The organism is Aureimonas sp. ME7 (assembly GCF_903970965.1).
Classification (GTDB): Bacteria; Pseudomonadota; Alphaproteobacteria; order Rhizobiales; family Rhizobiaceae; genus Aureimonas.
In genome coordinates this window covers 1-25,175 of record NZ_CAJCKW010000022.1, presented here as the reverse complement: position 1 = coordinate 25,175, position 25,175 = coordinate 1, and the positions used below count along the sequence as shown (strand labels likewise).

At 65.7% G+C, this 25,175-nt stretch carries 20 protein-coding genes; 10 read left to right on the top strand and 10 right to left on the bottom strand.

The window, feature by feature from the left end; translation table 11 throughout:
* Window positions 1-513 precede the first annotated feature (513 nt).
* The 9 genes from H7A85_RS19775 to H7A85_RS19735 form a co-directional block, all read right to left on the bottom strand.
* Window positions 514-1,296: an alpha/beta hydrolase gene (locus H7A85_RS19775; RefSeq protein WP_182422262.1), complete on the bottom strand. Its 783-nt coding sequence runs from the start codon at window positions 1,294-1,296 to the stop codon at window positions 514-516.
* A gap of 22 nt (window positions 1,297-1,318) precedes the next feature.
* The gene (locus tag H7A85_RS19770) at window positions 1,319-2,662 is read right to left on the bottom strand and encodes an MFS transporter (protein ID WP_182422261.1); all 1,344 of its coding nucleotides are present in this window, start codon (window positions 2,660-2,662) and stop codon (window positions 1,319-1,321) included.
* Window positions 2,663-2,809: 147 nt separating this feature from the next.
* A complete protein-coding gene (locus H7A85_RS19765) occupies window positions 2,810-3,616 on the bottom strand; it encodes an enoyl-CoA hydratase/isomerase family protein (protein ID WP_182422260.1) in 807 nt (268 codons plus the stop codon).
* Between the two features lie 23 nt (window positions 3,617-3,639).
* Window positions 3,640-5,184 (bottom strand): AMP-binding protein, encoded by a 1,545-nt coding sequence (locus H7A85_RS19760; protein WP_182422259.1) that lies wholly within the window; start codon window positions 5,182-5,184, stop codon window positions 3,640-3,642.
* Window positions 5,177-5,695, bottom strand: coding sequence for a (2Fe-2S)-binding protein (locus tag H7A85_RS19755; RefSeq protein WP_182422258.1), 519 nt, complete (start codon window positions 5,693-5,695; stop codon window positions 5,177-5,179). The genes H7A85_RS19760 and H7A85_RS19755 overlap by 8 nt, the downstream gene beginning before the upstream one ends.
* Window positions 5,683-6,510, bottom strand: coding sequence for an FAD binding domain-containing protein (locus H7A85_RS19750; protein ID WP_182422257.1), 828 nt, complete (start codon window positions 6,508-6,510; stop codon window positions 5,683-5,685). The genes H7A85_RS19755 and H7A85_RS19750 overlap by 13 nt, the downstream gene beginning before the upstream one ends.
* Window positions 6,507-9,479, bottom strand: a complete 2,973-nt coding sequence (locus H7A85_RS19745) for a molybdopterin cofactor-binding domain-containing protein (RefSeq protein ID WP_182422256.1) — start codon at window positions 9,477-9,479, stop codon at window positions 6,507-6,509. The genes H7A85_RS19750 and H7A85_RS19745 overlap by 4 nt, the downstream gene beginning before the upstream one ends.
* A 120-nt stretch (window positions 9,480-9,599) precedes the next feature.
* On the bottom strand, window positions 9,600-10,445 hold the full coding sequence (locus H7A85_RS19740; protein WP_182422255.1) for an AraC family transcriptional regulator: 846 nt from the start codon (window positions 10,443-10,445) through the stop codon (window positions 9,600-9,602).
* Window positions 10,446-10,607: 162 nt separating this feature from the next.
* Window positions 10,608-11,360 carry a GntR family transcriptional regulator gene (locus H7A85_RS19735; protein ID WP_182422254.1) on the bottom strand — a complete coding sequence of 251 codons (753 nt, stop codon included), beginning with the start codon at window positions 11,358-11,360 and terminating at the stop codon, window positions 10,608-10,610.
* Between the two features lie 204 nt (window positions 11,361-11,564).
* Between H7A85_RS19735 and H7A85_RS19730 the strand changes: the two genes are divergently transcribed.
* Genes H7A85_RS19730 through H7A85_RS19695 form a run of 8 tightly spaced genes read left to right on the top strand, consistent with a single transcriptional unit; the run spans window position 11,565 to window position 17,444 of the window.
* Window positions 11,565-12,479 carry a carbohydrate kinase family protein gene (locus H7A85_RS19730; protein WP_182422253.1) on the top strand — a complete coding sequence of 305 codons (915 nt, stop codon included), beginning with the start codon at window positions 11,565-11,567 and terminating at the stop codon, window positions 12,477-12,479.
* Entirely contained in the window at window positions 12,476-13,321 is an 846-nt protein-coding gene (locus H7A85_RS19725; RefSeq protein ID WP_182422252.1) for a BtpA/SgcQ family protein, read from the top strand. Before H7A85_RS19730 ends, H7A85_RS19725 begins: the two co-directional genes overlap by 4 nt.
* Complete coding sequence (locus H7A85_RS19720) at window positions 13,321-14,067, top strand: hypothetical protein (protein ID WP_182422251.1); 747 nt, start codon at window positions 13,321-13,323, stop codon at window positions 14,065-14,067. The genes H7A85_RS19725 and H7A85_RS19720 overlap by 1 nt, the downstream gene beginning before the upstream one ends.
* Entirely contained in the window at window positions 14,064-14,372 is a 309-nt protein-coding gene (locus H7A85_RS19715) for a hypothetical protein (protein ID WP_182422250.1), read from the top strand. The genes H7A85_RS19720 and H7A85_RS19715 overlap by 4 nt, the downstream gene beginning before the upstream one ends.
* Complete coding sequence (locus H7A85_RS19710) at window positions 14,369-15,133, top strand: ATP-binding cassette domain-containing protein (protein WP_182422249.1); 765 nt, start codon at window positions 14,369-14,371, stop codon at window positions 15,131-15,133. Before H7A85_RS19715 ends, H7A85_RS19710 begins: the two co-directional genes overlap by 4 nt.
* Entirely contained in the window at window positions 15,130-16,176 is a 1,047-nt protein-coding gene (locus H7A85_RS19705; protein WP_182422248.1) for an ABC transporter permease, read from the top strand. The genes H7A85_RS19710 and H7A85_RS19705 overlap by 4 nt, the downstream gene beginning before the upstream one ends.
* 41 nt (window positions 16,177-16,217) lie before the next feature.
* Window positions 16,218-17,168, top strand: coding sequence for an ABC transporter substrate-binding protein (locus tag H7A85_RS19700; protein ID WP_182422247.1), 951 nt, complete (start codon window positions 16,218-16,220; stop codon window positions 17,166-17,168).
* A 3-nt stretch (window positions 17,169-17,171) separates the two neighbouring features.
* A complete protein-coding gene (locus H7A85_RS19695) occupies window positions 17,172-17,444 on the top strand; it encodes a hypothetical protein (RefSeq protein WP_182422246.1) in 273 nt (90 codons plus the stop codon).
* Window positions 17,445-17,749: 305 nt separating this feature from the next.
* Here H7A85_RS19695 and H7A85_RS19690 read toward each other — a convergent pair whose 3' ends face one another.
* A complete protein-coding gene (locus H7A85_RS19690) occupies window positions 17,750-18,133 on the bottom strand; it encodes a hypothetical protein (protein ID WP_182422245.1) in 384 nt (127 codons plus the stop codon).
* A 221-nt stretch (window positions 18,134-18,354) separates the two neighbouring features.
* Between H7A85_RS19690 and H7A85_RS19685 the strand changes: the two genes are divergently transcribed.
* Window positions 18,355-23,655 (top strand): hypothetical protein, encoded by a 5,301-nt coding sequence (locus H7A85_RS19685; RefSeq protein ID WP_182422244.1) that lies wholly within the window; start codon window positions 18,355-18,357, stop codon window positions 23,653-23,655.
* Between the two features lie 233 nt (window positions 23,656-23,888).
* On the top strand, window positions 23,889-24,908 hold the full coding sequence (locus H7A85_RS19680) for an SMEK domain-containing protein (protein WP_182422243.1): 1,020 nt from the start codon (window positions 23,889-23,891) through the stop codon (window positions 24,906-24,908).
* The last annotated feature ends 267 nt before the right edge of the window (window positions 24,909-25,175 follow it).

The window sequence follows — 25,175 nt, the reverse complement described above, 5'->3', positions numbered from 1 at the left end:
CTCAAGGCAGGGCGGAAACAGAGTCGCTTGATCGCGATCGGCACCGACAACGAAGCGTCCCATGCCACCCTCCCGTCAACCCCGACGAGAATAGCACGCGCAGGGTTTTGACACAGCCAGGGTCGGAAGCCGCCGCTTGCCGGCAGCGTTCAACGACGGCTGCTTTCTCCCGCCGAGTCTCCGATAGCAGACGGACCGGTATCGGCCCCATTCCGACCAAGGCGAAATTACGCACTTATTCGCAAACCTTTGAGGGCACAGGGCACGTTGTGCGAAAGCATCTCGTGGATTTCATTGCATCTTCCTCGTATCTTCATTTCAAAGCCTTTCGTTTAAGATAGAAGCTAGGAAATTCACGTGCGCGTAGAATTATCTGTAGGCGGACGTTTGGTTATAGTTATGCGATTATCACCAATCCATATTATACGATCTACGATAAAGGAAAAAAACGGAATATTTCAAAGACGCGAGGTGCCAACGGATCACTGCTGATGATTGCGGACATCGTCTGCGTCAGCATTTTCCGACGTGATTTGCCGATATCTCTGCTACGAGAGTTGGCTGGTCACGAAAGGGTGAGTGTCCACATCCCGGAATGACCGCCGCGTCGGTACCTGGAATAATGGCTTTGATGCGTTCAAGTTGGTCTGCACTGAAGTAAACGTCATCCTGGCCGTGTATCAACAGGGTCGGTGTACGCACCTGCCGAAGCCGCGCCTCAATCGACCAGTTCCGGAGGCGCGGGTCCAGCCAGATACCGACCCAATTCTCAAAGACGGTGTCCGGATCGTCGTGATGGCGTGCGAGTCGCTTACGCAGATCGCCGCTCGCGAACCGGTCGCGCATCTGCTCGATGGCCTTCAGCGCTCCGATCTCGACCGTGACGTGAGGCGCTTCCAGGACGAGACTCCTGACTTGGTCCGGCGCTCTGGCCGCTACGAGAAGGGCTATCGCTGTCCCGTCGCTGTGGCCATGAAGATGGATACGGTCGATCCCCAACCGCGCCATGACGGCCAGGGTCTGGTCCGCCGCCCGGTCCAGAAAGTCCAGCCCGGGCGGTTCGGGTAATGGACCGGATCGCCCGAAGCCCTGGCGCGACCAAGCGATCACAGGGTGGCCGGATGCAGCTGCGAGGCGCTCGGGAAACGTACCCCAGAGCGAAACGGAGCCGAGTGCCTCGTGCAAAAGCAGGATTGGCGTCCCGACGCCTGCGACCTCACGTAGTTCGATGGCCGTTCCGTCGATCTCGATGAAGGTAGGGTCTGAAGCCATGTTTCTCCGCTTGGGCTCGTCCATGGCTTCAGGCAAGTGCGGAAGGCTACATTCGCTCCAGGTTGCCGCGCGTTTCGGACGTGAGCAAGGCGCCCAGAAGGTACACCACCGTGACGGCGACCGTGAAAATAGCCAGTGTCATCGGGATTCCGGACGGGCCGCCCGCGGCAAGGGACACGAAGGTCGGCAGGATCCCACCCAGCGCGAAGCCGATGTTCCACGACAGGCCCGTTCCGGTCGCCCGGATGGCGGTCGGAAAGCGCTCGTTCAGGTAGATCAGGAGCGGACCGTAGCTGGCGTTCGCCAGGAACGAGAGCGCGAATCCGCACAAGGCGATGGTCCACAGTCCGGTGGTGCTTCCCATCACGAGGAACAGGAGCGGGAACGTGACGATCCGCGCAACCCCCATCCAGATGAAGGCAGGACGACGGCCGATGCGCTGGCTGAGTTCGCCGCCCCCGCATGCACCCAGCGCCGCGCCAACATTGGCCAGGATCAGCATGATCGAAGCCGAGGACCCGGGAACCCCGTTCACGACGTTGTAGAAAGTCGGAAGGTAGCCCGACGTCAGATAATAGGCCGAGCCGCCGCCGAAGGACAGGAGCAGGGTCAGAAGGAAGCCGTTGAGCTGCGGGCGGGAGAATAAAGTGCGGACCGGCGAGGCGTCCCTCTGCGCCGTCGCGTTCTTCAGCGCCTTCTTGGCTTGGAGCTGCTTGAACAGCGGCGACTCTTCGAGGTTGCGGAAGATGACGAGGCCGACCACCGAGGTCAGGAGGCCCGAGAAGAACATCACGCGCCAGCCGGTTTCGGCGAACGCGTCACCGGGGAACAAGAGCGAGACCACGAAGAACACCAGCGAAGCCAGAAGGCCGCCGATGGCCGAGCCGCCGCCGCCGACAGCCCCTGACATGAAGCCGCGCCAGCGCTCGGGCACCGTTTCCGTACCGATCGTGTGAGACGACGCGACGACGCCACCAACGAAGATGCCTTGTACGAGACGGAAGAACAGGAACAGCGCGGTAGCGAACCAGCCGATCTGTCCCACTGTCGGCAGGAGTCCGAAGATCGCTGTCGAGAAGCCGACGCCCGTGACGGCGACCATCAGCGCTCGCTTGCGACCGAATCGGTCTGCGTAGGACCCGAAGATCGCGGAGCCCAGCGGACGCACCAGAAGCGTGACGGCGAAGGACGCGTAAGCGCCGGCCAAGGACAGCATCGGCTGTTCGGACGGGAAGAACAGTCGCCCGACGACCGGGGCGACGTAGAGCAGAATGAAGAGGTCGAAGAGATCGAGTCCCCACCCGAACAGGGACGCGGACGCCGCCGTGATGGTCTGCCGTCGGGTGGGTGTCGCGACGGCGGGTTGGTCCGCCTGTTCGAGGGTTGTCATGATCGGGTTCCTCCACGTTTGTGCCGGTCTTGACCGCCGGCGTCGATGAAATTGGGCATGCCTATCCCGGCCTGGCGGCGAGCCAGGGACGAGGTGTCTGCGATGTCGGTGCCGCCGAGGGTCGAAAGCCGTGTCGGCTTCGCCGCCTCAGACCCCCTTGAAGGTCGGCCGGCGCTTGGCGTGGAAGGCCTCGACGCCTTCCCGGAAGTCGTCCGACATCCGAAGGCGCGAGTAGTTCAGACCCTCCAGCTCGATCGCAGTGGAGAGAAGCGCGTCGTCGCTGTCGTTCAGGAGCTTCTTGGCGGTGCGCTGGGCAAGCGGCGAGAAGCTGCGCAACTCGTCCACGAGCGCCGCGACGGCTGCCTCCAGGGCGTCGTCCGGGTGGCATTCGGTGGCGATGCCCCAGTCCAGGGCCTGGCTCCCGGAAATGCGCTTGGAGCGCATCACGATGTCCTTGGTGCGTGTGACGCCGACGATCTTCTGGAGACGCGCCGATCCGCCGGAGCCCGGGATCTGGCCGAGCTTCTGCTCGGGCAGGGCGTAAAGCGTCGTCTCGGACGCCAGCCGGAAGTCGCAGGCGAGCGAGAGTTCGAAGCCGACGCCGAAGCAGTAGCCCCGGTTCATTGCGATCACCGGCTTCTCGCAGCGTGCCGGTGCGGCCACGTCCCAGGCAAGCTTGGAGACGTGCTCGGGACTGGCCTCCAGAAAGCCCTTGATGTCTCCGCCCGAGGAGAAGTGCGCGCCGGCGCCCGATAGGACGATGACACGCACACGCGCATCCGCATCGAGCGCCTCGAAGACGAGACGCAGCTGGTCGCGTGCAGTCATGGACACGACGTTGTAGGGCGGGCGGTCGAGCACGATGTCGGCCCGCTCGGCAGATGGATCGATCGCGACCCTGAAGCCGTCGAGCGATCGAAGTGCGGGATGGTCGAAGCGATGAGGTTCGCTCATGGGGATGATCCTTCGGGGAGATGTCAGGAGGCGACGCGCGTCTCGGCCAGGGTTTCAGGCTCGTATTGCCCGGCCACGAGAAGGCGTCGCAGCAGCTTGCCGACCGGGCTCTTGGGAATGGCGTTCACGAAGACGTAGGCGCGGGGACGCCGGAAGTTGGCGAGACCGGATCGCTTGCAGTGCTCGTCGAGTTCGGCCTCGCTGACCGCGCCCGAGCGTTTCACGAAGGCGGTAACGACCTTGCCCCAGCGCTCGTCCGGCAGACCGACCACGGCCACCTCGTCGACGGCGGGATGAAGCGACAGGCAGCTCTCGATCTCGACCGGCGAAACGTTCTCGCCGCCGGTGATGATCATGTCGTCGGTGCGTCCGGTGACGAAGAGGTCGCCCTCCTCGTCCAGAAAGCCGGTGTCGCCCGTGAAGTACCAGCCGTCGCAGATCGCCTTCGCATCGGCTTCGGGACGCTTCCAGTAACCCTCGAAGCTCTCGTCGCCTTTCAGAAGCACGGCGATCTCGCCTTCCTCGCGCGAGCCGGCGCGCCGCGACGCGTCGCGCTCTCCGAGCTTCACGACCCGGACCATCTGGTTGATGCCGGCACGGCCAGCCGAACCGGGCTTGGCGGGCGCGTTCTGGTCGATCGTGAACGTGTAGACCTCGGACGAGCCGTAGTGGTTGACGAAGAGGTCGGGCTGGAAGCTCTCGCTCAAACGGCGCATGAGGCCGTCGGTCATGGAGGCGCCGGCAAAGCCCAGCTTGGTGACGCTGCGCACGCGGTCCGGCGAGAAGGCGGGATGGTGGACGATGTCGTGGTAGAGGGTCGGGACGAGGTAGAGATTGGTGATCCCGTTGTCCTCGATCGCGCGCAGCGCCCCTTCCACGTCGAAGCGCGGAAGGCAGACGAACGCGCCGCCGATCAACGACGTGGCCAGAAGCGAGCGGACGCCCATCGTGTGATAGAGCGGCATGACGCCGAGCGTTCGTTCGCCGTGCCGATAAAGGTTCTGGGCGACATGGGCGAGCGCTCCGGCACGCTCGGCATGGTGGCGCCGCGGCACGCCCTTGGGTCGCGATGTGGTGCCCGAGGTGTAGAGCATCAGCGACCAGTCCTGCGCCGACGCGCACGGTTCGAAGGCCTCGGCGCTCCCCGCCATCAGTGCGGCAAGGCTCGAACCGCCGCTCTTCTCCTCGACGGGTAGCCGGATCACGTCCAGCGCTCGTACGCTGCTCTTCACGGCATCGTGGGACACCGGTTCGCAAACGAGAACCCGCGCCTCGGAGTCCTCCAGCGCGTAGTCGACCTCGTCGCTCTTGGCCCGCCAATTGAGGGGGGTGACGACGAGGCCCGCGAACTGGCAGGCCCAGTGCAGGGTCGCGTTCTCCCAGCGGTTCTGGAGGAGGGTCAGGACGCGGTCACCCGGTCGCAGGCCCAGATCCGTCAGCCCCTGCGCCAACGCGGTGATGCGCGGGAGCCATTGGGCATAGCTAAGCCGCGTCGCGCCGTCGACGATCGCCAACGCGCTCGGATCGCGCTCGACGCTCGCCAGAAAGCTGGTTCCCAGGTCAAGCATGCGTTGCCTCCCTTGGTGCCTGGTTGAGTCGGTCCCGCGCGTCCAACGCCGCGCGCATGATGGGTGCGTAGCCGGTGCAGCGGCACAGGTGGCCCGAGAGGTGATCACGGATCTCCGCTTCATCCGCGTCGGGCCGGTTCCGGAACAGGAGATCCAACGTGACGAGGATGCCGGCCGTGCAGAAGCCGCACTGGAGACCGTGGTGGCGACGGAACGCGTCCTGCAGCACGGACAGGGTGCCGGCCTGGGGCTCCAGCCCCTCGACCGTGCGGACCTGCTGACCGTCGATCTGGCCCGCCAGAACGAGGCAGGCGCGGGCGGGCTCGCCGTCGATCTCCACCGTGCAAGCGCCGCAGACGCCGTGCTCGCAGCCGACATGGGTGCCGGTCGCGCCGAGTCCATGTCGCAGGACATCCGTCAGAAGGGTGCGTGGCTCCGCCAACGCCTCGACGGGCCGCCCGTTCAAGGTGAAGCGGACGGGATGGCGTTCGGCTTTGGTCAGCTTCGGCATCTTACCGCCTCCTCGATGGCGTCGCGGCCGAGACGGCGCACGAGTTCGCGCCGATATCGTGCGGTGGCGTGGAGATCCTCGCGTGCGTCGAGCGACCAGGCGAAGTCGTTCAGCGCGTCATCCAGATCGCCGCTCTCGGGATCGGGCAGGTCTCGGAGCGCCGGTACATCACTCACCCCGCCGACCGCCAGGCGAACGCCCTCCGGACCGGTCACCGCCGCCACGGCGACAACGGCATAATCTCCGTGGCGCCGAGCCACCTCGCGGAAGCCGAAGCCCTCGCCGGGCCGGCGCAGCGGAAAGGATGCCGCCTCGAGCATCTCGCCGGGCTGCATCGCCGTCGCCATCATGCCGAGAAAGAAGTCCCGCGCGGCGACGGTTCTGCGCGCCTTCTTCGTGCGCAGATGGATCTCGCCTCCCAAGGCGATCAGCACCAGGGGAAGCTCGGCGCTCGGATCGGCATGCGCCAGCGATCCGCACACCGTTCCGCGCGACCGGGTTTGGACGTGGCCAACGTAGGGGATGGCGGCGGCCAGGAGCGGAAGCCGGTCGGCCAGGTCCGGCCGGCGTGCGAGTTCGACCTGCCGCACGCCCGCACCGATGCGAAGGGCGCCCTTGGCGAGGTCGGCGGCGCGCAGTTCCGCAAGGCCCATGATGTCGATCAGGACGCCGGGCCGCGCCAGGCGCATGTTCAGCATCGGAACGAAGCTCTGGCCGCCGGCCAGAACGCGCCCGTCCTCGCCCGCCTGTGCGAGGGTGTCGAGCGCTTCGGTCAGCGTTTCGGCCCGCACGAGATCGAAGGGCGCCGGCTTCATGCGCCCCTCCCGAGCAGGCGGCGAAGTCGCGCAAGGAGGCCGGGTGCCGCGTCCGCTCCACCCCCGGCATGAGCGGCGAGCGACTTAAAGAACTGGCCGATCACGACGCGCGCCGCCCCGTCCAGGAGTCGGCCGCCGACCGAGGCGACCTTGCCGCCGATCACGGCCTCGTAGCTGTAGTGCAGCGTGGTCCGATCCGGTGCGGTCTGCGCCAGCGTGATCCGTCCCGAGCCGCGGCCGAAGCCGAGCGCGCCGTCCGTCCCGCCCGACAGCGTGACCGCCTCTGGCTCGGCGAGGTCCGAAAGCTCGATCTCGGCGCGGTAGCGTCCCTTCACCGGACCGACGCCGAGCGTGACGTCGGCTAGGAAGCGCGTGGGCGAGACCTTGCGTACGCCGTGCGCGCCAGGAATCACCGCCTCCAGCGTCCTGGGATCGAGGAGCATGTCCCAGACGGCCTGCTGGGGCGCCGCAACCTCGGCTGATCCTTCGCCCGTCAGCTTGCGCTCGCCCGGTTTGGCGGGCGCGGCGACCGATTTCGTGGGAGCTTCACGGGAGGGCTTCTCCTCCGATGCCAGACGATCCGCCAGACGCGCCGGCACGAGCGGCAGCGTCACCTCGTCGAAGCCGCAGGCGTCCGCCACCGCGTTGGCGAGGCAGACCGGGGTCGACATGCAGTTCCCCTCGCCGACCCCCTTGGCCCCGAGCGGGGTGAAGGGCGAAGGGCTCTCGTAATGGAGGATGACCGGCTCGGGGACCTCCATCACGGTCGGGATCAGGTAGTCGGCCAGCGTCCCGGACAGGAAGTTGCCGTCCGGGCCATAGGCATACTCCTCGAGCAGCGCCGCGCCGACCGCGTGGGCGAAACCGCCCGTCACCTGCCCCGCCACCATGCCGGGATGCAGGATGCGGCCGCAATCGTGCATCGTCACGTACTTGTCGATGCGCACCGCGCCGGTCAGCCGGTCCACCTCGACGCCGCAGAAGTCAAAGATGAAGCCGTGACAGAGCGAGGAGTTCACCGCGTCATCGTCGTCCGGTGCGATCAACTGCTCCGGGGTCCAGAAGACGGTTTCGCGGATGGTCTGGTCGACGTCGTCCGGCAGCGTGCCCGGAGCCCAGTGCGTCGCAGCGGCCACGCGCGCGAAGGATACGGCGTTTTCCGGGTTGGCCCGCGCCTGAGCGCGGCCGTTCGCGAGTTCTACTTCGTCCGCCGCCACGTTGAGCTGTTCAGCGGCGACGCGCTTCAGTTTGACCGCGATCCGGTCGGCGGCGAGCTTGGCTGCCCCCGCGACGGCCGGCGCGAAGCGGCTCGAATAGTTGCCCGAGGCGATGGACCAGGCGTCGCGCGCCGTGTCGACGTCGGCCAGAACGCGGATGGCCCCGGGCTCAAGGCCCAAGACGTCGGCGACGACCTGGGCCAGCACCGTGCGGTGCCCCTGTCCCTGCGGCACGGAGGCCACCTTGACGGACACGGCGCCGAGCGGATCGATCGCGATCGTCGCGGTGGCCTGGGCTCCGTTCTTCGGACCCGCCTTGCGGCGCGCGGCCGGTGACAGAACGGCGGTGATGTAGCCCATGTTGGACACGCTCGGCTCGACGGCGGCCGTGTAGCCGATGCCGTAGAGCCGGCCCTCCTCACGCGCCGCGCGCCGGGTTTCCAGAAGGTCCGCCAGTCCGCCCTCGTCAATCGCGCGGGCCATCGCCGCCTGGTAGTCGCCGCTGTCCAGAAGGGCGCCGGTCGCCGTTCGGTAGGGGAAGGAGCCTGCCGGCACGAGATTGCGCTCGATCACGTCCAAGGGATCGAGCCGGAGTTCCACCGCGATCCGCTGCATCAGCCGCTCGAGAGCAAAATACATCTGCGGCCCGCCGAAGCCCCGGTTCAAGCCGGTCGGGGTCTTGTTGGTGAGCACGATCCGGTTGCGGATCGCGACATGACGGATGGCATAGGCGCCCGTCATATTGCCGTGCATGCGGTAGAGGGTAGCCGGCTCGGGCGCGCGCAGATGCGCACCGCAGTCCTCGAGTTGATCCCAGCGCAGCGCCGTGACCCGACCGTCCGTCTCGACGGCCGCCTCCAGAGTGGTGACGCGGTTCGTCGCCGAAACGGACGCCGACAGGTGCTCGAGCCGGTCCTCGATCCACTTCACCGGCCGGTCGGCTAGGCGGGCGGCCAGCGCCATGAGGATCATATAGGGAAAGACGCCCTGCTTGATGCCGAACGATCCTCCGGAATCGGGCGGCGTGCGCAGGCGCATCCGGTTGCCCGGCACGTTCAGGGCACGTGCGACGACGGCGTGGATCGAGAACGGACCCTGGAAGTTGGCCGTGACGTCATAGGCATCCTCGCTCGGATCGTAGGATGCGACGACGCCGTAGGTCTCGATCGGCGTGCCTGAGTTGCGAGGATAGCTGACGGTGACCGCCACGCGGCGGGACGCCGCCTCGAACGCCGCATCCGGCTCGCCGTAGCGAAATAGACGCTCGTTGATGACGTTGCCGCCCAAGGACGGATGAAGCGTCGGCGCGTCCGGCTCCGCCGCCGTGCGTGGATCAACCACCACCGGCAAAATTTCGTATTCGACCTCGATGAGATCAACGGCGTCTTCGGCGATGTAGCGATCGGCGGCCACGACCACGGCGACCGGCTCGCCGACATAGCGCACCCGGTCAACGGCGATCGGCCAAGCCTCGACATCGGCCTTCACTCCGACGGTCATGGCGCGCGATAGCCGGCGCACTTCGTCCGCCGTGAGGACGCAAGCGACGCCCGGCAGAGCGAGGGCCGCCGATGCGTCGACGCGCTTGATCACGGCATGAGCATGGGGCGAGCGAAGGAAGGCGGCGTGCAGCGTTCCAGGCGCGATCGGCAAGTCGTCCACGTAGCGGCCACGGCCCGTCAGCAGCGCCGCGTCCTCGACCCGCGGCACCGAACGTCCCGTCCAGCCGCCCGATGGCGGAATGGCGGTCATCTCTTGGTATCCTCCCAAGGCACCCGCTCGTCGGGGATGCCGTATGAGAGGCGAGCTTAGGGGGGACGGAAGGGCGCCACGATCCCTCCCGGTCTCACCGCTTACCGAGGAGTCTCAAAATCAAAGGGGCTTTTGCGTTACGGCGCGAAAGCCAGAAGGTGACGACCCTGCATGGTCATGGAAGAAACGCGAGAAATGCGCGGGAACGGAGAAGCCAAGGCTATCGCTGATCGTAGACAGGTGCGCCTCGCTGTCCGAAACAGCTAGGACAGCCCGCTCCAATCGCGCGGCGTTGAGATAGACTCGAGGCGAAACACCCAAAGAAGCTTCAAACAAGCGAAAGAACTGCGCACGCGAAACATGAGTCGCAGCAATCAGATCATCGATCTGGCGAATCGCGCCTGGGTCCGCATCGATCTGGGCGGCGACCGTGCGGATGCGGCGATCGACGCTCGGCCCTTTTTGGAGGTTTCTGAGCGACACCGCTGTTTCACGCCATGGCGTGAAGCGCTCGATCACCGCGATCATCAGATCGGACAAGAACGTCTCGTGAAGGGTCTGCGCCGCCGGCTCGGTAATCATGGCTCGGGCCATGTCGTCGGCGAGCGCCCGAATGCGAGGAGTGATGGCGCCGGTGGCCTGAGTAAAGAAGCCGGGTCTGCCGCTCGCGGTCCAGTTCGGCCGGAATTCCGCAAGCCATCGCGGCTCGATGTAGAGTGCAAGGATGATCGTCGGAGGGCGGCGTGGGTCATGCGCATAGGCATGTGGTTCCCATGCATTGACGAGGACTGCACTTTCGTTCGTCAATGGAACGAGTTCGTCGCGCACTGAGAATTGTGTATCCGCACCCTCGACCTTCAACAGGACGTGGCAATGTGGATGAGCGTGACGCACGAGGGGACGATTCATGTCCAACAGCGCGACGCGGCCAAATTTCCCTTGAGCAATTCTAAGGGCGCTCGACATCTGGAGATCGTACGACATTCACATCTGAATAGCAGGGCCCACTGCTTATCAACTCAGTTTGCCAGCCAAACGATTGTGCTCATATGGCCTTGATAGTGCCGTCTGTAGAACAGCAGCTTTTGACGTGATCACTCCCAAAGCTGCCCGTCCGCTTTCGGCCCGTTACGGTGCCGAAAGATCAAGCCTGAAGCGATATCGATCGGCCCGGTAGGTAATCGTTGCCTGTTCAACCGGACGTCCCGTTTCGTCTCGCGACGTTCGTGTCGCCACAAGAACGGGCGTGCCAACCTCGACCTCGAGAAGCGCGGCGATGTCCTGGCCTGCGCCCTGCGCCTCGATGATCTCCTGGCCACCGCACAGCCGGACGCCGCATTCCGCTTCGAGCCAAACGTAGAGTGAGCCGCCGTCGAGTTCCGCAATACCCGGTGGTTCGCGGCTCTTCAGGATCGTGGGCGAAAGCCAGGAGGTCGAACTGGCGATCAGGCTGTTATTGGCCTTCAGGAGGCGGTGGATTCGATACGCCTTGCGGCGGGATCCGATCTCGAGCGCCTCGTGAACCTCCGTCGGGGGATGGGCAAAGGCCGCCGATAGGGTTTGGTGACTCGGCGAAAGACCGCGGCGGCGCATGTCCTCGGAGAAGCCGCCCAGAAGGTTGAGCGGCTGCTCCACCCTTGGCTCCAGAACGATCGACCCGCGCCCCGAGCGTCGAACGATCAGCCCTTCCTGCTCCAGCTTATCGAGCGAGGAGCGAGCGGTCGTGCGACTTACGCCGAAGACGCGGAACAGGTCGGCCTCGGACGGGAGAACCGTGCCGGGCTGGAACTCGCCAGCCGAGATCGCGTCGCGAAGCAGCGCGGCGATCTGGAACCAGAGAGGAACGCCGTCGCTGGTGAGGGTCTGATCACTCCAAGCCATGCCGTTCGCCCTAGCAACGTCATGACGTTCCGTCGATAGCGATTTTATGAGAGCGCTCCGGGTGCATCTGCGAAATCAGAGGGCGGACTGCTCTTCGATCGAGCAAACGTCGACGCGATTACGTGCAGCGGAAGAGCAGAATCGTATTGACGCAAATGTCATGACGTTCGTACGTTGATCGTAGGGCAGATCAGTACGGATCTCATGTCGCAAATCCCAACCACCAACATCCTGTTCGTCGGCGACGTCACCCTGGACCTAACGATGGTGATCGACCACGTTCCGGGTGCAGACGAGAAGGTCCACGCCACTCGGTCTGTCGAGGCGGTGGGTGGCGTCGTCGCAAACGCCGCCGTGGCTGCATCGGCAAGCGGCGCCAATGTTCGATTGGGGGTTCAAGTTGGCGACGACCCGGCCTCAGAAGTCGTCCTCCGCCAGTTGGCCGCCCGCGGTCTCGTCGTCGAGGCCGCCCGTTGCCCCGGTCCGCTCTCGCGCGTCGTTGTTCTTTTGGAGCCGCACGGCGAGAAGCGCCTCGTGCTCGATCCCGGCGTCTCGCTCTGCCCGAACGCCGAGGCCGTGGCGGCACTTTCGCTGGATGGGATCACGCACGTCCATACCGCCCTCTATGGATCGGCGGCGCGTGAGCTTATCGAGCGATGCCGAAGCGCAGGGATCGGCTGGTCTCTGGACTTGGAGCCGGCCTCGTTCCCGCACGGTATCACCTCGATCGCCAGTGTCATCGACGGCGCGGCGGTCCTCTTCCTCAACGAACGGGCGTCGGCCCGGATCGGGCCGGACGCCGAGCAGCGTCTTCTCGATCTCGGCGCATGCCGCGTCATCTCCACGCTCGGGTCGGCGGGCGCGCGCTACCGCGACGCGTCGCATCGGTTCGCCTACCGCCCACCGCCAAGCCTTCCCGTCGTCGACACCACGGGGGCCGGCGACTGTCTCGCCGGCTGGTTCCTCGCCGGCCTGACGCAAGGCCTGCCGCTCGAGAACAGCCTCGCGCGCGCCGTCACGGCCGCAAGCCTGTCCTGCGGCTCGCTCGGCGCGCAGAGCTCCTATCCCGACCTTCCCACCGTCCAATCCTATCTGTCGAAAGCCGCCATCGCCTCATGACCGCTCCCCAAGTCCTGCCCGAGAAGCCGAACGCGTTGGAAGACTTCTTCCCGGTCCGCAAGCCCGTGATCGGCGTCATCCACCTGAAGCCCCTACCGGGTGCCCCTCGCTACAAGGGGGAGGCGCTGAGCGAGGTCTTCGCAGCCGCCGTCGCGGATGCCAAAACCCTTGCGGGCGGCGGCATCGACGGCATCATGATCGAGAATGCCAGCGATCTGCCCTTCTCGCGCCCCGAACACATCGGGCCGGAAACGGTGGCCGGGCTCACCGCAGCGTGCCTTGCCGTACGCGAGGCGGTCGATACGCCGATCGGCATCACCTGCGTTGCCAACGGCGCCATTCCGGGGCTGGCCGTCGCCAAGGCTGTCGGCGCACGCTGGGTTCGCGTCAACCAGTGGGTCAACGCCTATGTCGCCAACGAAGGCTTCCTGAACGGACCCGCGCCCGAGGCTATGCGCTACCGCTCAGCAATTCACGCGCACGACGTCGCGATCTTCGCCGACGTCCACGTCAAGTTCGGCGCTCATGCCATCACCGCCGACCGCTCGATCGCGGAGCAGGCGACCGATGCCGAGTGGTTCGATGCCGATGTCCTGATCGCGACCGGCGCGCGCACCGGTTCGCCGACCGAGCCGCGCGAGGTGGACGAGGTCCGCTCGGGCACGAACCTGCCGGTGATCGTCGGCTCGGGCCTTTCGCCAGAGCAGGTCCCCGCGCTCTTCGCCACGGCTGACGGCGCGATCGTCGGCCAGTGGCTGAAGAAAGATGGTCGCTGGTGGAATCCTGTCGATCCGCATCGGGTCGAGCGGTTGATGGATGCCGTCGCGAAGGTGCGTGGCTAATGTCGCTCCTGACCGGCGAAACCGACGTCTTTCAGGCGGCCTCGGCGGCCGGCGGCGAGCCGGCCCGCTGCGCTGTGATGTTCCTCGCACGTCGACAGACCGAGGGCTTCGCCGGCTACGACGCAACCCATGAGGCCGCCATCGGCCGGGTGATCGACGAGCTCGCCGCAGAGGGATGGCGCCTGTCGATCCGCGAGATGTTCGATTCCTCCGCGCCGACCCACGCGATCGTCCTCGACACGGGCTTCACCCATTCCTTCGACATGGCCGGCGTCTTCGAGGCGCCGGGGATCACGGAGGCGATCCGAGGGACGATCCGCCTCGAACAGGCGGGCTGGGCACGCCTGTTCACCACCGAATGGCTGATCGGGCCACGTGAGTTCGCACCTGTGCTGGGCGCGGGCGCGGGCACCGATCACGCGTGGGCATTTCTGGCGCTTTGGGAATGGAACGACCAGTGGGGCGCGGCGACGCCGGCCGAGCGCACTGCCTACGATTTCGAATGCGACCACGCCTTCAAGGGCGACCTTGCCCACGGCGTCAACATCGCCGGTCGCCACCGCTTCGACTGGGCGCACGGGTGGCACCACCTCGGCATCTGGGAGGCACCAGCACCCGAGACCGTCGACCGGGCGATCACGGGCCACGAGCGCGTCGCCGACTTCAAGTTCACCACCTCGCGCCACGTGCTCGGCCGCCTAGCGCCGCTGGCCGACCTTATCCGCCCATCGGAAACGGCATCATGACCGACTGCATCTGGATCCACTATTCCCGCCCACGCCCGCACTGGTACCTCCTGAACGAGGGCGTGCAACGCGAAAAGCTGGCCGCCTGGGACGGCGTGCGAGAGCGGGCGAAGGCGGAGGGTGCCGAGCCGGCGGGGCGCTACCACGTGCGCGGCCAGCACGACTTCCAAGAGGTCGAGATCTGGCACTTTCCCAACGCCGAGGCGGCGTTCGAGCACTGGTCTCGCATGACCGCAGCCGGCTACAACGAGCTCTTCGCCTTCTCCAACAATGTCGGGCTCGCGCTCGAGGGCGGGGAGGGGTGAGCGCGCCGCTGCTCGAGGCACGTGGGATCACGCGCTCGTTCGGTCACGTCCAGGCACTGGGCGGTGCCGACATCGCCGTCTATCCCGGCGAGATCTGCGCGCTGATCGGCGACAACGGAGCGGGCAAGTCGACGCTGGTGAAGATCCTGTCTGGCGCGGACCGCCCGACCTCGGGCGAGATCCTCCTGGATGGACGTCCGGTCAGCTTCGCCTCTCCTTCCGACGCCCAGCGACGGGGCATCGCCACGGTCTATCAGGACCTTGCGCTCGCGCCCGACCTGACGCCCGCCGAGAACCTGTTCCTCGGCCGCGAGATGACGCGCTCCGGCCTTCTCGGCCGGCTCGGCTTCCTCGACCGGCCGACGATGCGGCGCCGCGCCGCCGAGCAGTTCGCACGCCTCGGCGTGCGCCTTCGCTCCGACAAGGTGCCGATCGCCTCCTTATCCGGCGGCCAGCGCCAGTCGGTCGCCATCGCACGCGCCGCGATGTGGGCCGACAAGGTCGTGTTCCTTGACGAGCCGACCGCCGCGCTCGGCGTCGTCCAGACCGCCCGCGTCCTCGACCTCGTGCGCCAAGTGCGCGACGCTGGCATCGCCGTGGTTCTGATCAGTCACAACATGCCGCAGGTCCTCGCCGTCGCCGACCGGGTCGAGGTGATGCGGCTCGGCCGTAAGGTCGCGACCTTCCGCGCCGGAGACGCCACCGTCGATATGCTTGTGCGCGCCATGACCAGCGGATCGCCCACGGAGATCGCCGCATGACCGTCGCCGAACCCGCCATCGAGATCGAGAGCCCACGCGAGACGGGGCGCGAGCGCGCTGCGCGCCTGCTCGGCGGAGGATGGATCTTTCTTCTCCTGATCGCGCTGGTCGTCGTGTTCGCCGCGTTGCGCCCCGCGCAGTTCGGCTCGAGCTACAACCTGTCCCAGATCACAATCAACGCAGCGATCCTGCTTGTGCTCGCCGTCGGCCAGACCTACGTGATCGTGACATCGGGCATCGACCTCTCGGTCGGCTCCGTCCTGGTCTTCGCCTCTGTGGTCTCGGCGCAGGTCATGCTGACGCTGACCGGCGAGGCCGGCACGACCTTCGGCACGACGGATGCCGGCTGGCCTATCATCGCGATCGGCACGCTGTCTGCCCTTGCAGCGGGCGCTCTATGGGGCGTCGTCAACGGCGTGCTCATCGCCGTCACCCGCATACCGCCGCTGATCGTGACGCTCGGCACGCTCGGCATGGCGCTTGGCTTCTCGCAGATCCTGACCGGCGGCCTCGACGTGCGCGCCATGCCCGAGCGCCTCGTCGCGCATCTGGGCAGCGGACGCATCTTCGGCATCCCCGCACTGGTCGCGGTGGCGATCCTCGTCACCGTGGTGGCGGGCGTCGTCCTCCACCTCACGCGCTTCGGGCTGCAAGTCTTTGCGGTGGGCTCCAACGAGGAAGCGGCCCGGCGCAGCGGCATCAACGTGCGGGCCCGACTCGTCACTGTCTACGCGATCTCGGGAACGCTCGCGGGGCTTGCCGCCGTGATGAGCAACGCACGGTTCTCGACCACCACGATCGGCGGCCACGCCATGGACAACCTCACCACCATCTCGGCGGTCGTGCTTGGCGGCACCAGCCTCTTCGGCGGCACGGGTTCGATCTTCGGCACCGTGGTCGGCGTGTTCATTCCCATCATCCTCCTCAACGGCTTCGTGATCCTCGGCATCCCGCCCTTCTGGCAGACGGTCGCGATGGGCGCCGTGCTGATCCTCGCCGTGTGGATCGACCAGCTCAAGCGGCGCGCCCGCGCCCGCTCCTGAGATCGACTTCCCAACCCCTCGTGACAGAAGGAATGGCATTGATGCAAAGACGGATCCTCCTTTCCGCCCTCGCCACCGCTGCGATCCTCTCGCAAGGCGGCACGGCGCTCGCAAAGGACAACAAGTCCGTGGCGCTCGTGCTCGGTGTGAAGGGCAGCCCCTTCTATCAGGCGCTTCAGTGCGGGGCGCAGGCCAAGGCGCAGGAGCTCGGGCTGAGCCTGACGGTCTCGGCACCTGATCAGTTCGCCGCCGACAGCCAGATCCCGGTGGTGAACGCGGTCACCGCCACGGCACCGGCCGTCGCCGCGATCGTGCCGACCGACGTGCAGGCGCTCGTTCAGCCGATGCGCGAGCTGAGCGAGCGGGGCACGCAGGTCATCACGGTCGACCAGACCATCAACGACGACCATTTCGTGCGCACCAAGGTGCTGACCGACAACGAGGCCGGCGGTCGGCAGGGTGCCGAGGCGATGAACGAGCTTCTCGGCGGCCAGGGCAAGGTGTTGGTAATCACCCAGCCGCCCGGCTCCGCCGCGCAGGATGCCCGAACCAAGGGCTTCGAGGAGCAGCTCAAGACCTATGCCGGCATCGAATACATCGGCGCGCAGTACCAGAGCGACGACCCGCAGAAGGCCGCAGAGATCGTGACCTCGACCATCTCGGCCCATCCCGACCTGGCCGGCATCTTCTCGACCAACGACCAGGGTGCCATCGGCGCAATCACGGGCCTGCGGCAGGCGGGTGCGGCAGGTCGCATCAAGGTCGTCGCCTACGATGCGGCGACCGCCGAGGTGAACGCCTTCAAGAACGGCACGATCCACGCCCTGATCGCCCAGAACCCCAAGCAGGAGGGCGAGGCGGCGATGGAGGCAGCGGCCAAGCTGATCAAGGGGGAAACGCTGCCCGCGACGACGCTGACCGAGATCGTCACCATTAAGGCCGGCGAGAACGAGAAGGCGGACCAGTACGAGTACGTCGCCGACTGCATGTGACGCTTGCACCGCAGCGACAGCATCCGGCGGCCCTCGAACAACGAAGCGTCGCCGGATGGAGCTGCAGCAGAAGAGGGTTTGTCGATGAGAGAACGGGACGAACCATCGAGGATCTCGACCGATCCGAATGCCGACGTTGTCCTCATTCGCGCGCTGCAGGCCCTCGCGGATCTGGTACGTAAGCGGTACCCGGATGCATCCGACCTGATCGAACAGGCCGCCCTAATTGTCGAGAACGCTCGGAAGCCGATCTCGTACGATTACTACAAACAGTAGCTTTGGGTAGCAGCGGCGAAACCGTAGCCATCAAGCGATGTCGGAACGACCGCTTGTGCGAAGCTCTGATCCGAAAGCTGCCGGTCGGCTTTCGGCCCGTTGCAGACCTTCCGCCCCGCCCATGCGAATGTCCGCTCCGGGGGGGGTAAAGCCGCTCCGGAAGCGGCGGCCATGACGTCAGCAGGTTGTGCCCCATTAACTGACAACCCTGAGCAGAGCTGACGCCAACGGTATGAGCCGGTGGGATCTGGCTGAAGACCCTGGTTCGGTCCCACCGGCTCGACACGAGCTATCATGTCGAGCGATCAATCGTCGTCCGCCCCTTCGGCGGGATCTTCCAGCGCCTCCTCGATCTCCGCGATGACACTAACGTCACCGCGATGAACGCGCTTGAGGGTCTCTGCGATGCGCTTTGAACCGATCCGCGGCCAACCGTCCGTGGTGTCCATTTGGATAATCGCGAAGTTGTCGCCAACCGGAATGGACAGCCATCCGATTAGTTCCATCGCCTCCGACCAGTCCTCCTTGAACCTGTGCCGTAGGTGGGTCCTAGACGAAATGAGGCGGAGGGTCTGCTGGGAGATCCGGGCCCGCGTCGTCGCTTTCCCCTTCTCGCGAGCATATTCCGTCATGAGATGGACGACGAGGGTTGCCGTCTCGGCGGGGGTTGGCTGATATTTCTTGCGCATAGGTCGATCCTCACTGGCTTGTGCAAAGGTGCCGGGGGCGGGTAGCAGCCGCCCCCGGCACTAATTCATCTTGCCAGTCGTCTTTTTAGGGATCAAGCCGTCATTTTGAAGTCTGATGGCCTAACGCGAGCATTGCAGACGTTTAGGACAGCAGCGAACGTGCAACACGTGTCTGTATCGGCCTCCTCACAAGCCGCGCCGACCTTTGGCGAGTGAATAACGTGCTTGAAGAGCTGACCCATGAGGATGTTCCGGCAAGCCAATCTGAGCCTGCACGCCGCTTAGACGAAGCGTGCAGGAAGGCTGCGCAAGACGCACTGCACCTGCCCGAGGTGTTCGCCAGCCTGACAGGTACGATCCGCCATATCGCCGCGGACTACCGCCACCGGGCGGTCTTCGAGATGATCCAGAACGCCCACGACGCACTTGGGGGCGAGGGTGCGGACGAAATCCGGATCGTCTTCAGAAGGACCCGTGCCGGCTCTGGCACGCTCCTAGTCGCCAACCGCGGGCGCGGTTTCGCCTGGGAAAACGTGTCGGCCGTCCGCCTGCCCGCCCAGAGCACGAAATCGTACGGCGAGGGCATCGGGAACAAGGGCTTGGGGTTCCGGAGCGTCATGTCGCTGACGTCCGTGCCGGAGGTGTACTCCTGCCTGGGAAACGGTCGCCCGCGCGACGCCTTCGACGGGTTCTGCTTCCGGTTCGCCGACGACGCCCAGGCCGCGGCCTTGTTCGAGGATGCGGGGGGAAGCCCCGATCAAGTCCGATCGCTGCTTCGTGACGTCCCTCGATCCATGCTCGCCCTGCCGGTCGACGGGCAGTCGAGCGAGGTCCGCGAGTTCGCGAGGCAGGGTTACGCCACCCTCGTGCGCATCGAGCTGCCCGACGCGGACGCCGTGTCAGACGTGGAAGCGCAAATCTCCGAACTGCGCGACGCCGAGACCCCGCCCACCCTGTTCCTGGACCGCATCGGCAGCCTCGTCGTCGAGACGCAGATGGAAGGCTCGAAGCCGTCGGTCACGCGGATCCTGCGGCAATCGAGCCACCTCTTCGACCTTCCCGGCGCCGTGCCGACCTCCGTCGAGAAGACCAGGATCAACGGCACTGACTTCCTGGTCGTCCGGCGGCGCGTCGAGAAGGCGGCCTTCGAGACTGCGGTAAGGAACAGCCTCAAGGACGACAACAGGTTGGAGGAGTGGCTCGGCACGGACGCGCCGACCGTCGTTTCCGTCGCCGTGCCTCTCAAGGCCCCGCGGCCTCGCGCCGGTCGGGTCTACTGCTACCTTCCTCTCGGGGGTTCCGTCGAGGCGCCGATCTTCGGCCACCTCGATGCACCCTTCCTCGCCTCGCTCAATCGCAAGGACTTCGTCGAGAGCGTGCCTTTGAACGACTTCCTCTTGGAGGCCTGTGCGGGGGCCGCTCTGGCCGCCGCCCGACATCTGGCGGGCGGTGCGGACGTGGCTCACGGCATCGAACCACGGGCGGTTGTCGACCTTGTCGCGTGGCGCGCGTCTCACATGCGTCATGTCGTGAAAGCCAACGGCGGCCGGCCGCCCGTGAACGACGAGATCCTGCCCGTCGCAGGAGGAGGCTGGACCAGCTTCCGCCGCGCCCGGTGGTGGGGGGCGGCCCGTACCGCGCTGAAAGCTCCGGTTCTGGCCGAGGTCGCCAACGCGCCGCTTCTCGATCCCAGGATCGGCGACATTCGGTTGGCTAGGCTGAAGGAGGCGCGACCGGGGCTTTCGTTGCCGGCGAACATGGCCCCGAACGCTTCGGAGATCGCGGAATGGATCGAGGCCGTGGCGAAGGAGCGGTCTCGCGGCCGTGACCCCTGGAAAGGATGGGGCAAGTTCCTGGACGCCGTCGTCGCTTCATTCGACGACCTCGAACTCAATCTTGATGCCCTTGCCGGGAAGTCGATCCTTTATGGTGGGCCTTCGGGTTCCCCGTCCCATGTCCTTCCGGCGCAAGCCGACGAGGCGCATCCCGTCTATCTGACGGACCGCGGTGGCCGCGGAAGGTCGCGCGAGGTGAGGATGCCGCCGCGCTCCCTCAGCCGACGCGTCCCGTACCTCGACGCCAGGATCGCGTTGGCGTCCGAGACCAGGACAGCCCTGCTAAAGGCCGGCCTCGTCAGCGAGATAGACCCGGTCAAGATCCTTGCCGACCATCGACGCATCGTCGCCTCAAATCCAAAACCGGAGACGCTCGGCGACATCCTGGCCTGGGCCTTCGACGTATGGTCCGTGATGGGAAAGGAGTGCGAGCCGACGCTTCGCGAGGCACACCTGCGTGTCCCCGTCGCCTCTGGTCGCTGGATTGAGGCCGAAGACGCCCTGATGTCGGCAGCGTGGACCGAGGACGGGCGCCGGCTGGAAGCGGTCGTAGCGGAATTGGTCGAAGTCTCCGACGACGCGAAGAGGCTTCGCGACCGCATGCTGGTGCATCCGGGTTGGGGGTTGAAGGGTGGGGACGGAAAAGAGGGGGCCCGAGATGCCTGGGCCAAGTTCTTCGACGCCTGCGGGGTGAAGGACGGGCTCCAACCTATCCCGGCGGCGCCCGCCGCCGGCTACGTCCATGTCTTCTGGAGGCAGTATCTCGCCGGGACTTGGAAGCCTGGTTCGGCCGACCCGTACTGGATGAAGGAGGTCGCGAATACCCAATTCAGGTATTCGCAGTCGATGTACGTCTCCCGTGCGGCGCACGGGCTTGGATTCTGTCACCTGCCATGTCAGTCGGAACACGGCGAACTCTCCGAGGAAGGTCGCTCGGATTATGCGATGCTCGTGCTGGGGCTCCTGCGTCGTGTCGATCCCTTCACGCTGAAGGTAGGGGTTCATCACGAAAGCAGGGGCGACCATCACGATCTTCCGACGCCGGCGTTGTCGTTCCTGAGACAGGCGGCCTGGTTGCCGTGTATCGAAGGCTCGGGCATCGGCTTCGTTCCTCCCCGGTCCGTATGGTGGCGACGCTCGCGCGGCCGCGAAATCCCGCGCTCGGTGTCGCGGCCTCATGAGGACGTCCGCACCACTCTGGTCGAGGAGACCGTCTGGGGCCGCCTGAAACACCTTGGGCTCGGAGACTGGTCGGACGCGGGCACCGCCTTCCGTCGCATCGCCGTCCTTGCCCAAGCGTTTCAGAAAGCCCAGCCCACCTCAGAGGAGAAGCCTTCGATCCGCTCCGCCGTCGCCGCTGCATGGGAGGATGTCGTCGCGACGAAGGCCTTGCCGCCCCCGGGTCTCAAGATCGTGGCCGAAGCGAGCGACATGTTTGTAGCCGTTGGACCCGGTGAGGCGCGCCTCTACGTCACGCCGGACATGGCATCGATGGAAGCGCGGATCGTTCAGGATCGCGGGGCCAGCATCCTGGAGGGCGTCGCCCAGCCTGCGGTGGTGGCTACCATCCTGAACCGCGCGGGCATACCGGCCGTATCCCTCGCCGATGTCGACGTGTGGATGGAGGCGGACGGGAAACGCTTCGTGCCCAGCTCTTCCGATCCGAAGCTGCCGGCCGGGGGGCGCGGCTGGTTGGTGCACCTGGCCGTCCTCGCTTTGGACGTGGAAGGGAGGGGGTTCGCGTTCCAGGTCTCCCGGACCGCGTTCCGGGCCGCGCTCGCCAGGGTGCGTCTGCACTTCTGCGATAGTCTGGCCGTCGTCGTGGATGGTGGGGAGCCGATCCCTCTCTCCGAGCGGTTCGTTCACCTGCGCGACCGCGAGCACCCGACCTTGATGGTCGTCGGCAGGCCGGAACTCCGGTGGGACGACTTGAGGCCGCTCGCGCGTGCCCTCGAACGCCTCGTCGATGGCCGCGCAGACGGGGCGCTCCGGGTTTGCTTCGGAACGGTCGCGAGCGAGTTCGCTCATACGCCCTTCGAAAGGCCGACGAACGAGGCTCTCGCTTCCGCCCTGAGGTGGCACCCCGCACGGATAGCGCAGGCTTTCCGATCGAGCGTCGGCAGCGTCGACCAGATCCGCGACCTCGTCGCACCCGTCATCGCCTGTGTGGCCGGGGTGGACTACGGCAAGGCGCTGTTGCTGGTGTTGGAACAGATCGACGACTTCGACTTGCCCTCGTGGCTTCAGCGCCAGAAGGTCCCGCTACCCTGCGCGTTGCAGGAGTTTGTCGCCGCTTGCACCGGTAGCGAGGATCGGGATTCGCTACGCCGCCGATTTTCGATTTCGTTGTCGAACTTCAACGTTGCCTTGGCGGCGCTGGGACAGGAGCCGTTGACCAGCCGTGCCGACCTGCGCGGCCAGTTCGAGTTCGCCCGGCGCGCCGTCCGCGACCGCGTGATCGAGCGTCTCAGGCGCCACCATCGCGTCCACTTCGTCGAGGGAGGCTCGCTCTCGGGGTACGCGCAGGCGCGCACCTTGTCGTTCATCGCTTACGACCCCTCGTGGGAAACCACTCTCGAAGGCGTGGGCGAGACCTATGTGTGGAATCTTGCCTCGGCAGCTATGGACGCTGCGCATGGCCCCGACGTTCCCGAAACGCTGGAACCGTTCCGCGACGTGCATCCCCACAACGCAGAGGTTGCCCGCGAGGCGGTGAGGGACGCCATGCCGTCCGTGATCGCATGGTGCGAGCACAACGGCCGGGACGTGCCGGCCGCCTGGAGGAAGACGGTCGTGGAGATCGTCCGTGACTTGGACGATGCGGGAGTTCTGGATTTCGAACGCCTGACGCCTTCGGCCTTCCTCCTGGCCCTGAGGTTGGCGGGTATCTGGCCTTTGGGCATGCCGGACAGCCTGGACCCGAACACCCTTGGCATCGACGCGAAGTCGGTCGAGCGGGCACGGAATTGGCGGGCAGACCAACAGCGCAAGCGGGAGGCGGAGCGGCGGACCATCTCGTTCGGTGGCCAGCCCTACGACGCGGGCAACAAGGCCGACCTCGCCAAGCTTGTGTCGGCCGCGCTCAAGGATGCCGAGGACGACCAGGATTGGTCCTCCCGCTGCGGTCCTGCTACCCTCAACCCCATCAGCAAGGCGCAGTCGAGGTCGTCGCGAGGTGGCGGTGGCGAGGGAGGGGGTAGAGGTAGCTTCGTCGTCGCCGAACGTCGGATGTCGGAGGACCAGCGAGGCGCCATCGGCCTGCTCGGGGAGACGCGCGCGTTCCTCTGGATACGGCAGAGGCACGGCCTCACGGTCGAGCAGGCGGAGGCCGCGTGGGTATCGCCGAACCGGGCTGTGAGCCTGCTGGGTGCCCGAGGCACGGACGCGTCGGGATTTGACTTCGAGGTCATCAAGGAAAACGGCGTTCGATGGCGCTATGAGGTGAAGGCCTCGACCGGCGATCCGGGTGAATTCGAACTCGGTTCTAGCGAGGTGCGAGCGGCGCTTGAGGCCTCGGCCGACCGCAGCGTGAAGTTCCGCATCCTGTATGTTCCCGAGGTGACCACCCAGGGACGGTGGAGGGTCATCGAGCTGCCGAACCCGATGTCACCGATGAAGCGCGGGTTCTTCGAGGAACTCGGAAGAGCCTCCATCCGGTTCGGGTTCGATCCCAAGAACAAGCCTTGAGCGAGCTGTTGGTGGCCGCCACCACCGTCGCGAGGTGGCGGGCTGAACCGAGGTGGCCCTCCGCCTCGGAGCGTTCTTGCACCCAGCGTTGCTACGCCGAGGTGCTCCCGCCAGAGCAGGAATGTATGGGCCTGAGCGGCTGCCCAGCGGTCTCCAAACGTGGGAGGCGCTGAAATTCGAGCCGGCAGGGGCTAAGAGCGTCAGCTCAACAGGCGACCTAACGGAGTACGTCTATGCTTACGCGAGGCCACCTGATTGGCCAGATTGTCGACGACTTGGCGGGTATCGCAGCGCAAGCCAAACAGCGCGCGCGCCTCCACCTCTTCGATATCCACACTCATGTCGAGGATTTCGCGAAAGAGGTGCTGAACCGCGCGCTCGGGCTCGGCCTGTCCAACCTCAACGCCGAGCATTCGAACAATCCAGGGCTCGACCTCGGTGACGCAACCAGAGGTTGGGCTTTCCAGGTTACGGCCGACAAATCGGGCGCGAAGGTCAAAGAGACGCTCGAGAAGATCGACGCCGACCAGCGCGCAAAGTACCTGAACATTCGTGTGCTAGTGATCGGCGAGAAGCAGGGGTCATACACCTTCAACGGCGAGCCCTATGCGAGCTTTGGTTTCACTCCGGACATGGTCTGGGACTTCAATGACATCTGCGGGCGGATGATGTCTCTGTCGATCGATAAGCTGGTCGATCTTCAGAGCTACGTATCACGCGAGACGCGCCGTGTCCGGATCGAGCTTGAGATCCCTGATGAGGAGGGCCGGTTTCCGACGAGCATAGACAATCTGATCGAGGCTCTCCCGCGCCCGCAGCTCTCCAACGCCGCGAAGATGGAAGCGCACTTCGACGCCAAGGGTACTCCGATCGATCGAGCCGAGGCGGAGAAGGCGATCGCTGAGCTGAGCCGTCGGTTGTCCGCTCTGCCGCGACTCACCCGCGAGGTGTTCAAGTTCCTTGTCGAGCGCAGGGACGAAAGGTCGGCCGGCTTCGACGACAACTTCCGCGTCAGCGATCCGAAGCTTCGCCGGATATATCACGGCGAGGACCTCGACGGCGACTTATCGTTGCTATCTGAGGCCAACCTCCTCAGCATCAGCGAGCCAGACAACCACGGGGAGGCCTACTATTGGCGTATTCATTTTCCGGGAGCTGGCTACAGCTTCCACCACACGTTTGTTGAGTATGCGCAAGACTTGAAGATCGACCTGCGCAAGCCACTCGTCACCCTCGACTTCTCAAACTTTTAAATAATAGCAGGAGGGCGGGCTCGCCAACGCGGGCCCGCAACGAACTGGTCGATATCCGCTTACAGCAGAGCGCACGGCGACGTGCTCAAAGGCGTATGCTGAGGAAAGGAGCCCAATGCCAATGTCACTTTCGGCGGCGATGGTGGTCTGCCCCCTGAAAAGTGGTCCTCCCTGAAGTAGGCTTTCGAGCTGATGGAGGACACGAGAATGGGACAGAAGAAGCACAAGCCGGAAGAGATCGTCGCCAAACTTCGGCAGGTGGACGTG

Bases quoted from the DNA above. Each gene is read 5' to 3' on its own strand.
- H7A85_RS19775 (WP_182422262.1), bottom strand. From the start codon at position 1,296: ATGGACGAGCCCAAGCGGAGAAACATGGCTTCAGACCCTACCTTCATC.
- H7A85_RS19770 (WP_182422261.1), bottom strand. From the start codon at position 2,662: ATGACAACCCTCGAACAGGCGGACCAACCCGCCGTCGCGACACCCACC.
- H7A85_RS19765 (WP_182422260.1), bottom strand. From the start codon at position 3,616: ATGAGCGAACCTCATCGCTTCGACCATCCCGCACTTCGATCGCTCGAC.
- H7A85_RS19760 (WP_182422259.1), bottom strand. From the start codon at position 5,184: ATGCTTGACCTGGGAACCAGCTTTCTGGCGAGCGTCGAGCGCGATCCG.
- H7A85_RS19755 (WP_182422258.1), bottom strand. From the start codon at position 5,695: ATGCCGAAGCTGACCAAAGCCGAACGCCATCCCGTCCGCTTCACCTTG.
- H7A85_RS19750 (WP_182422257.1), bottom strand. From the start codon at position 6,510: ATGAAGCCGGCGCCCTTCGATCTCGTGCGGGCCGAAACGCTGACCGAA.
- H7A85_RS19745 (WP_182422256.1), bottom strand. From the start codon at position 9,479: ATGACCGCCATTCCGCCATCGGGCGGCTGGACGGGACGTTCGGTGCCG.
- H7A85_RS19740 (WP_182422255.1), bottom strand. From the start codon at position 10,445: ATGTCGAGCGCCCTTAGAATTGCTCAAGGGAAATTTGGCCGCGTCGCG.
- H7A85_RS19735 (WP_182422254.1), bottom strand. From the start codon at position 11,360: ATGGCTTGGAGTGATCAGACCCTCACCAGCGACGGCGTTCCTCTCTGG.
- H7A85_RS19730 (WP_182422253.1), top strand. From the start codon at position 11,565: ATGTCGCAAATCCCAACCACCAACATCCTGTTCGTCGGCGACGTCACC.
- H7A85_RS19725 (WP_182422252.1), top strand. From the start codon at position 12,476: ATGACCGCTCCCCAAGTCCTGCCCGAGAAGCCGAACGCGTTGGAAGAC.
- H7A85_RS19720 (WP_182422251.1), top strand. From the start codon at position 13,321: ATGTCGCTCCTGACCGGCGAAACCGACGTCTTTCAGGCGGCCTCGGCG.
- H7A85_RS19715 (WP_182422250.1), top strand. From the start codon at position 14,064: ATGACCGACTGCATCTGGATCCACTATTCCCGCCCACGCCCGCACTGG.
- H7A85_RS19705 (WP_182422248.1), top strand. From the start codon at position 15,130: ATGACCGTCGCCGAACCCGCCATCGAGATCGAGAGCCCACGCGAGACG.
- H7A85_RS19700 (WP_182422247.1), top strand. From the start codon at position 16,218: ATGCAAAGACGGATCCTCCTTTCCGCCCTCGCCACCGCTGCGATCCTC.
- H7A85_RS19690 (WP_182422245.1), bottom strand. From the start codon at position 18,133: ATGCGCAAGAAATATCAGCCAACCCCCGCCGAGACGGCAACCCTCGTC.
- H7A85_RS19680 (WP_182422243.1), top strand. From the start codon at position 23,889: ATGCTTACGCGAGGCCACCTGATTGGCCAGATTGTCGACGACTTGGCG.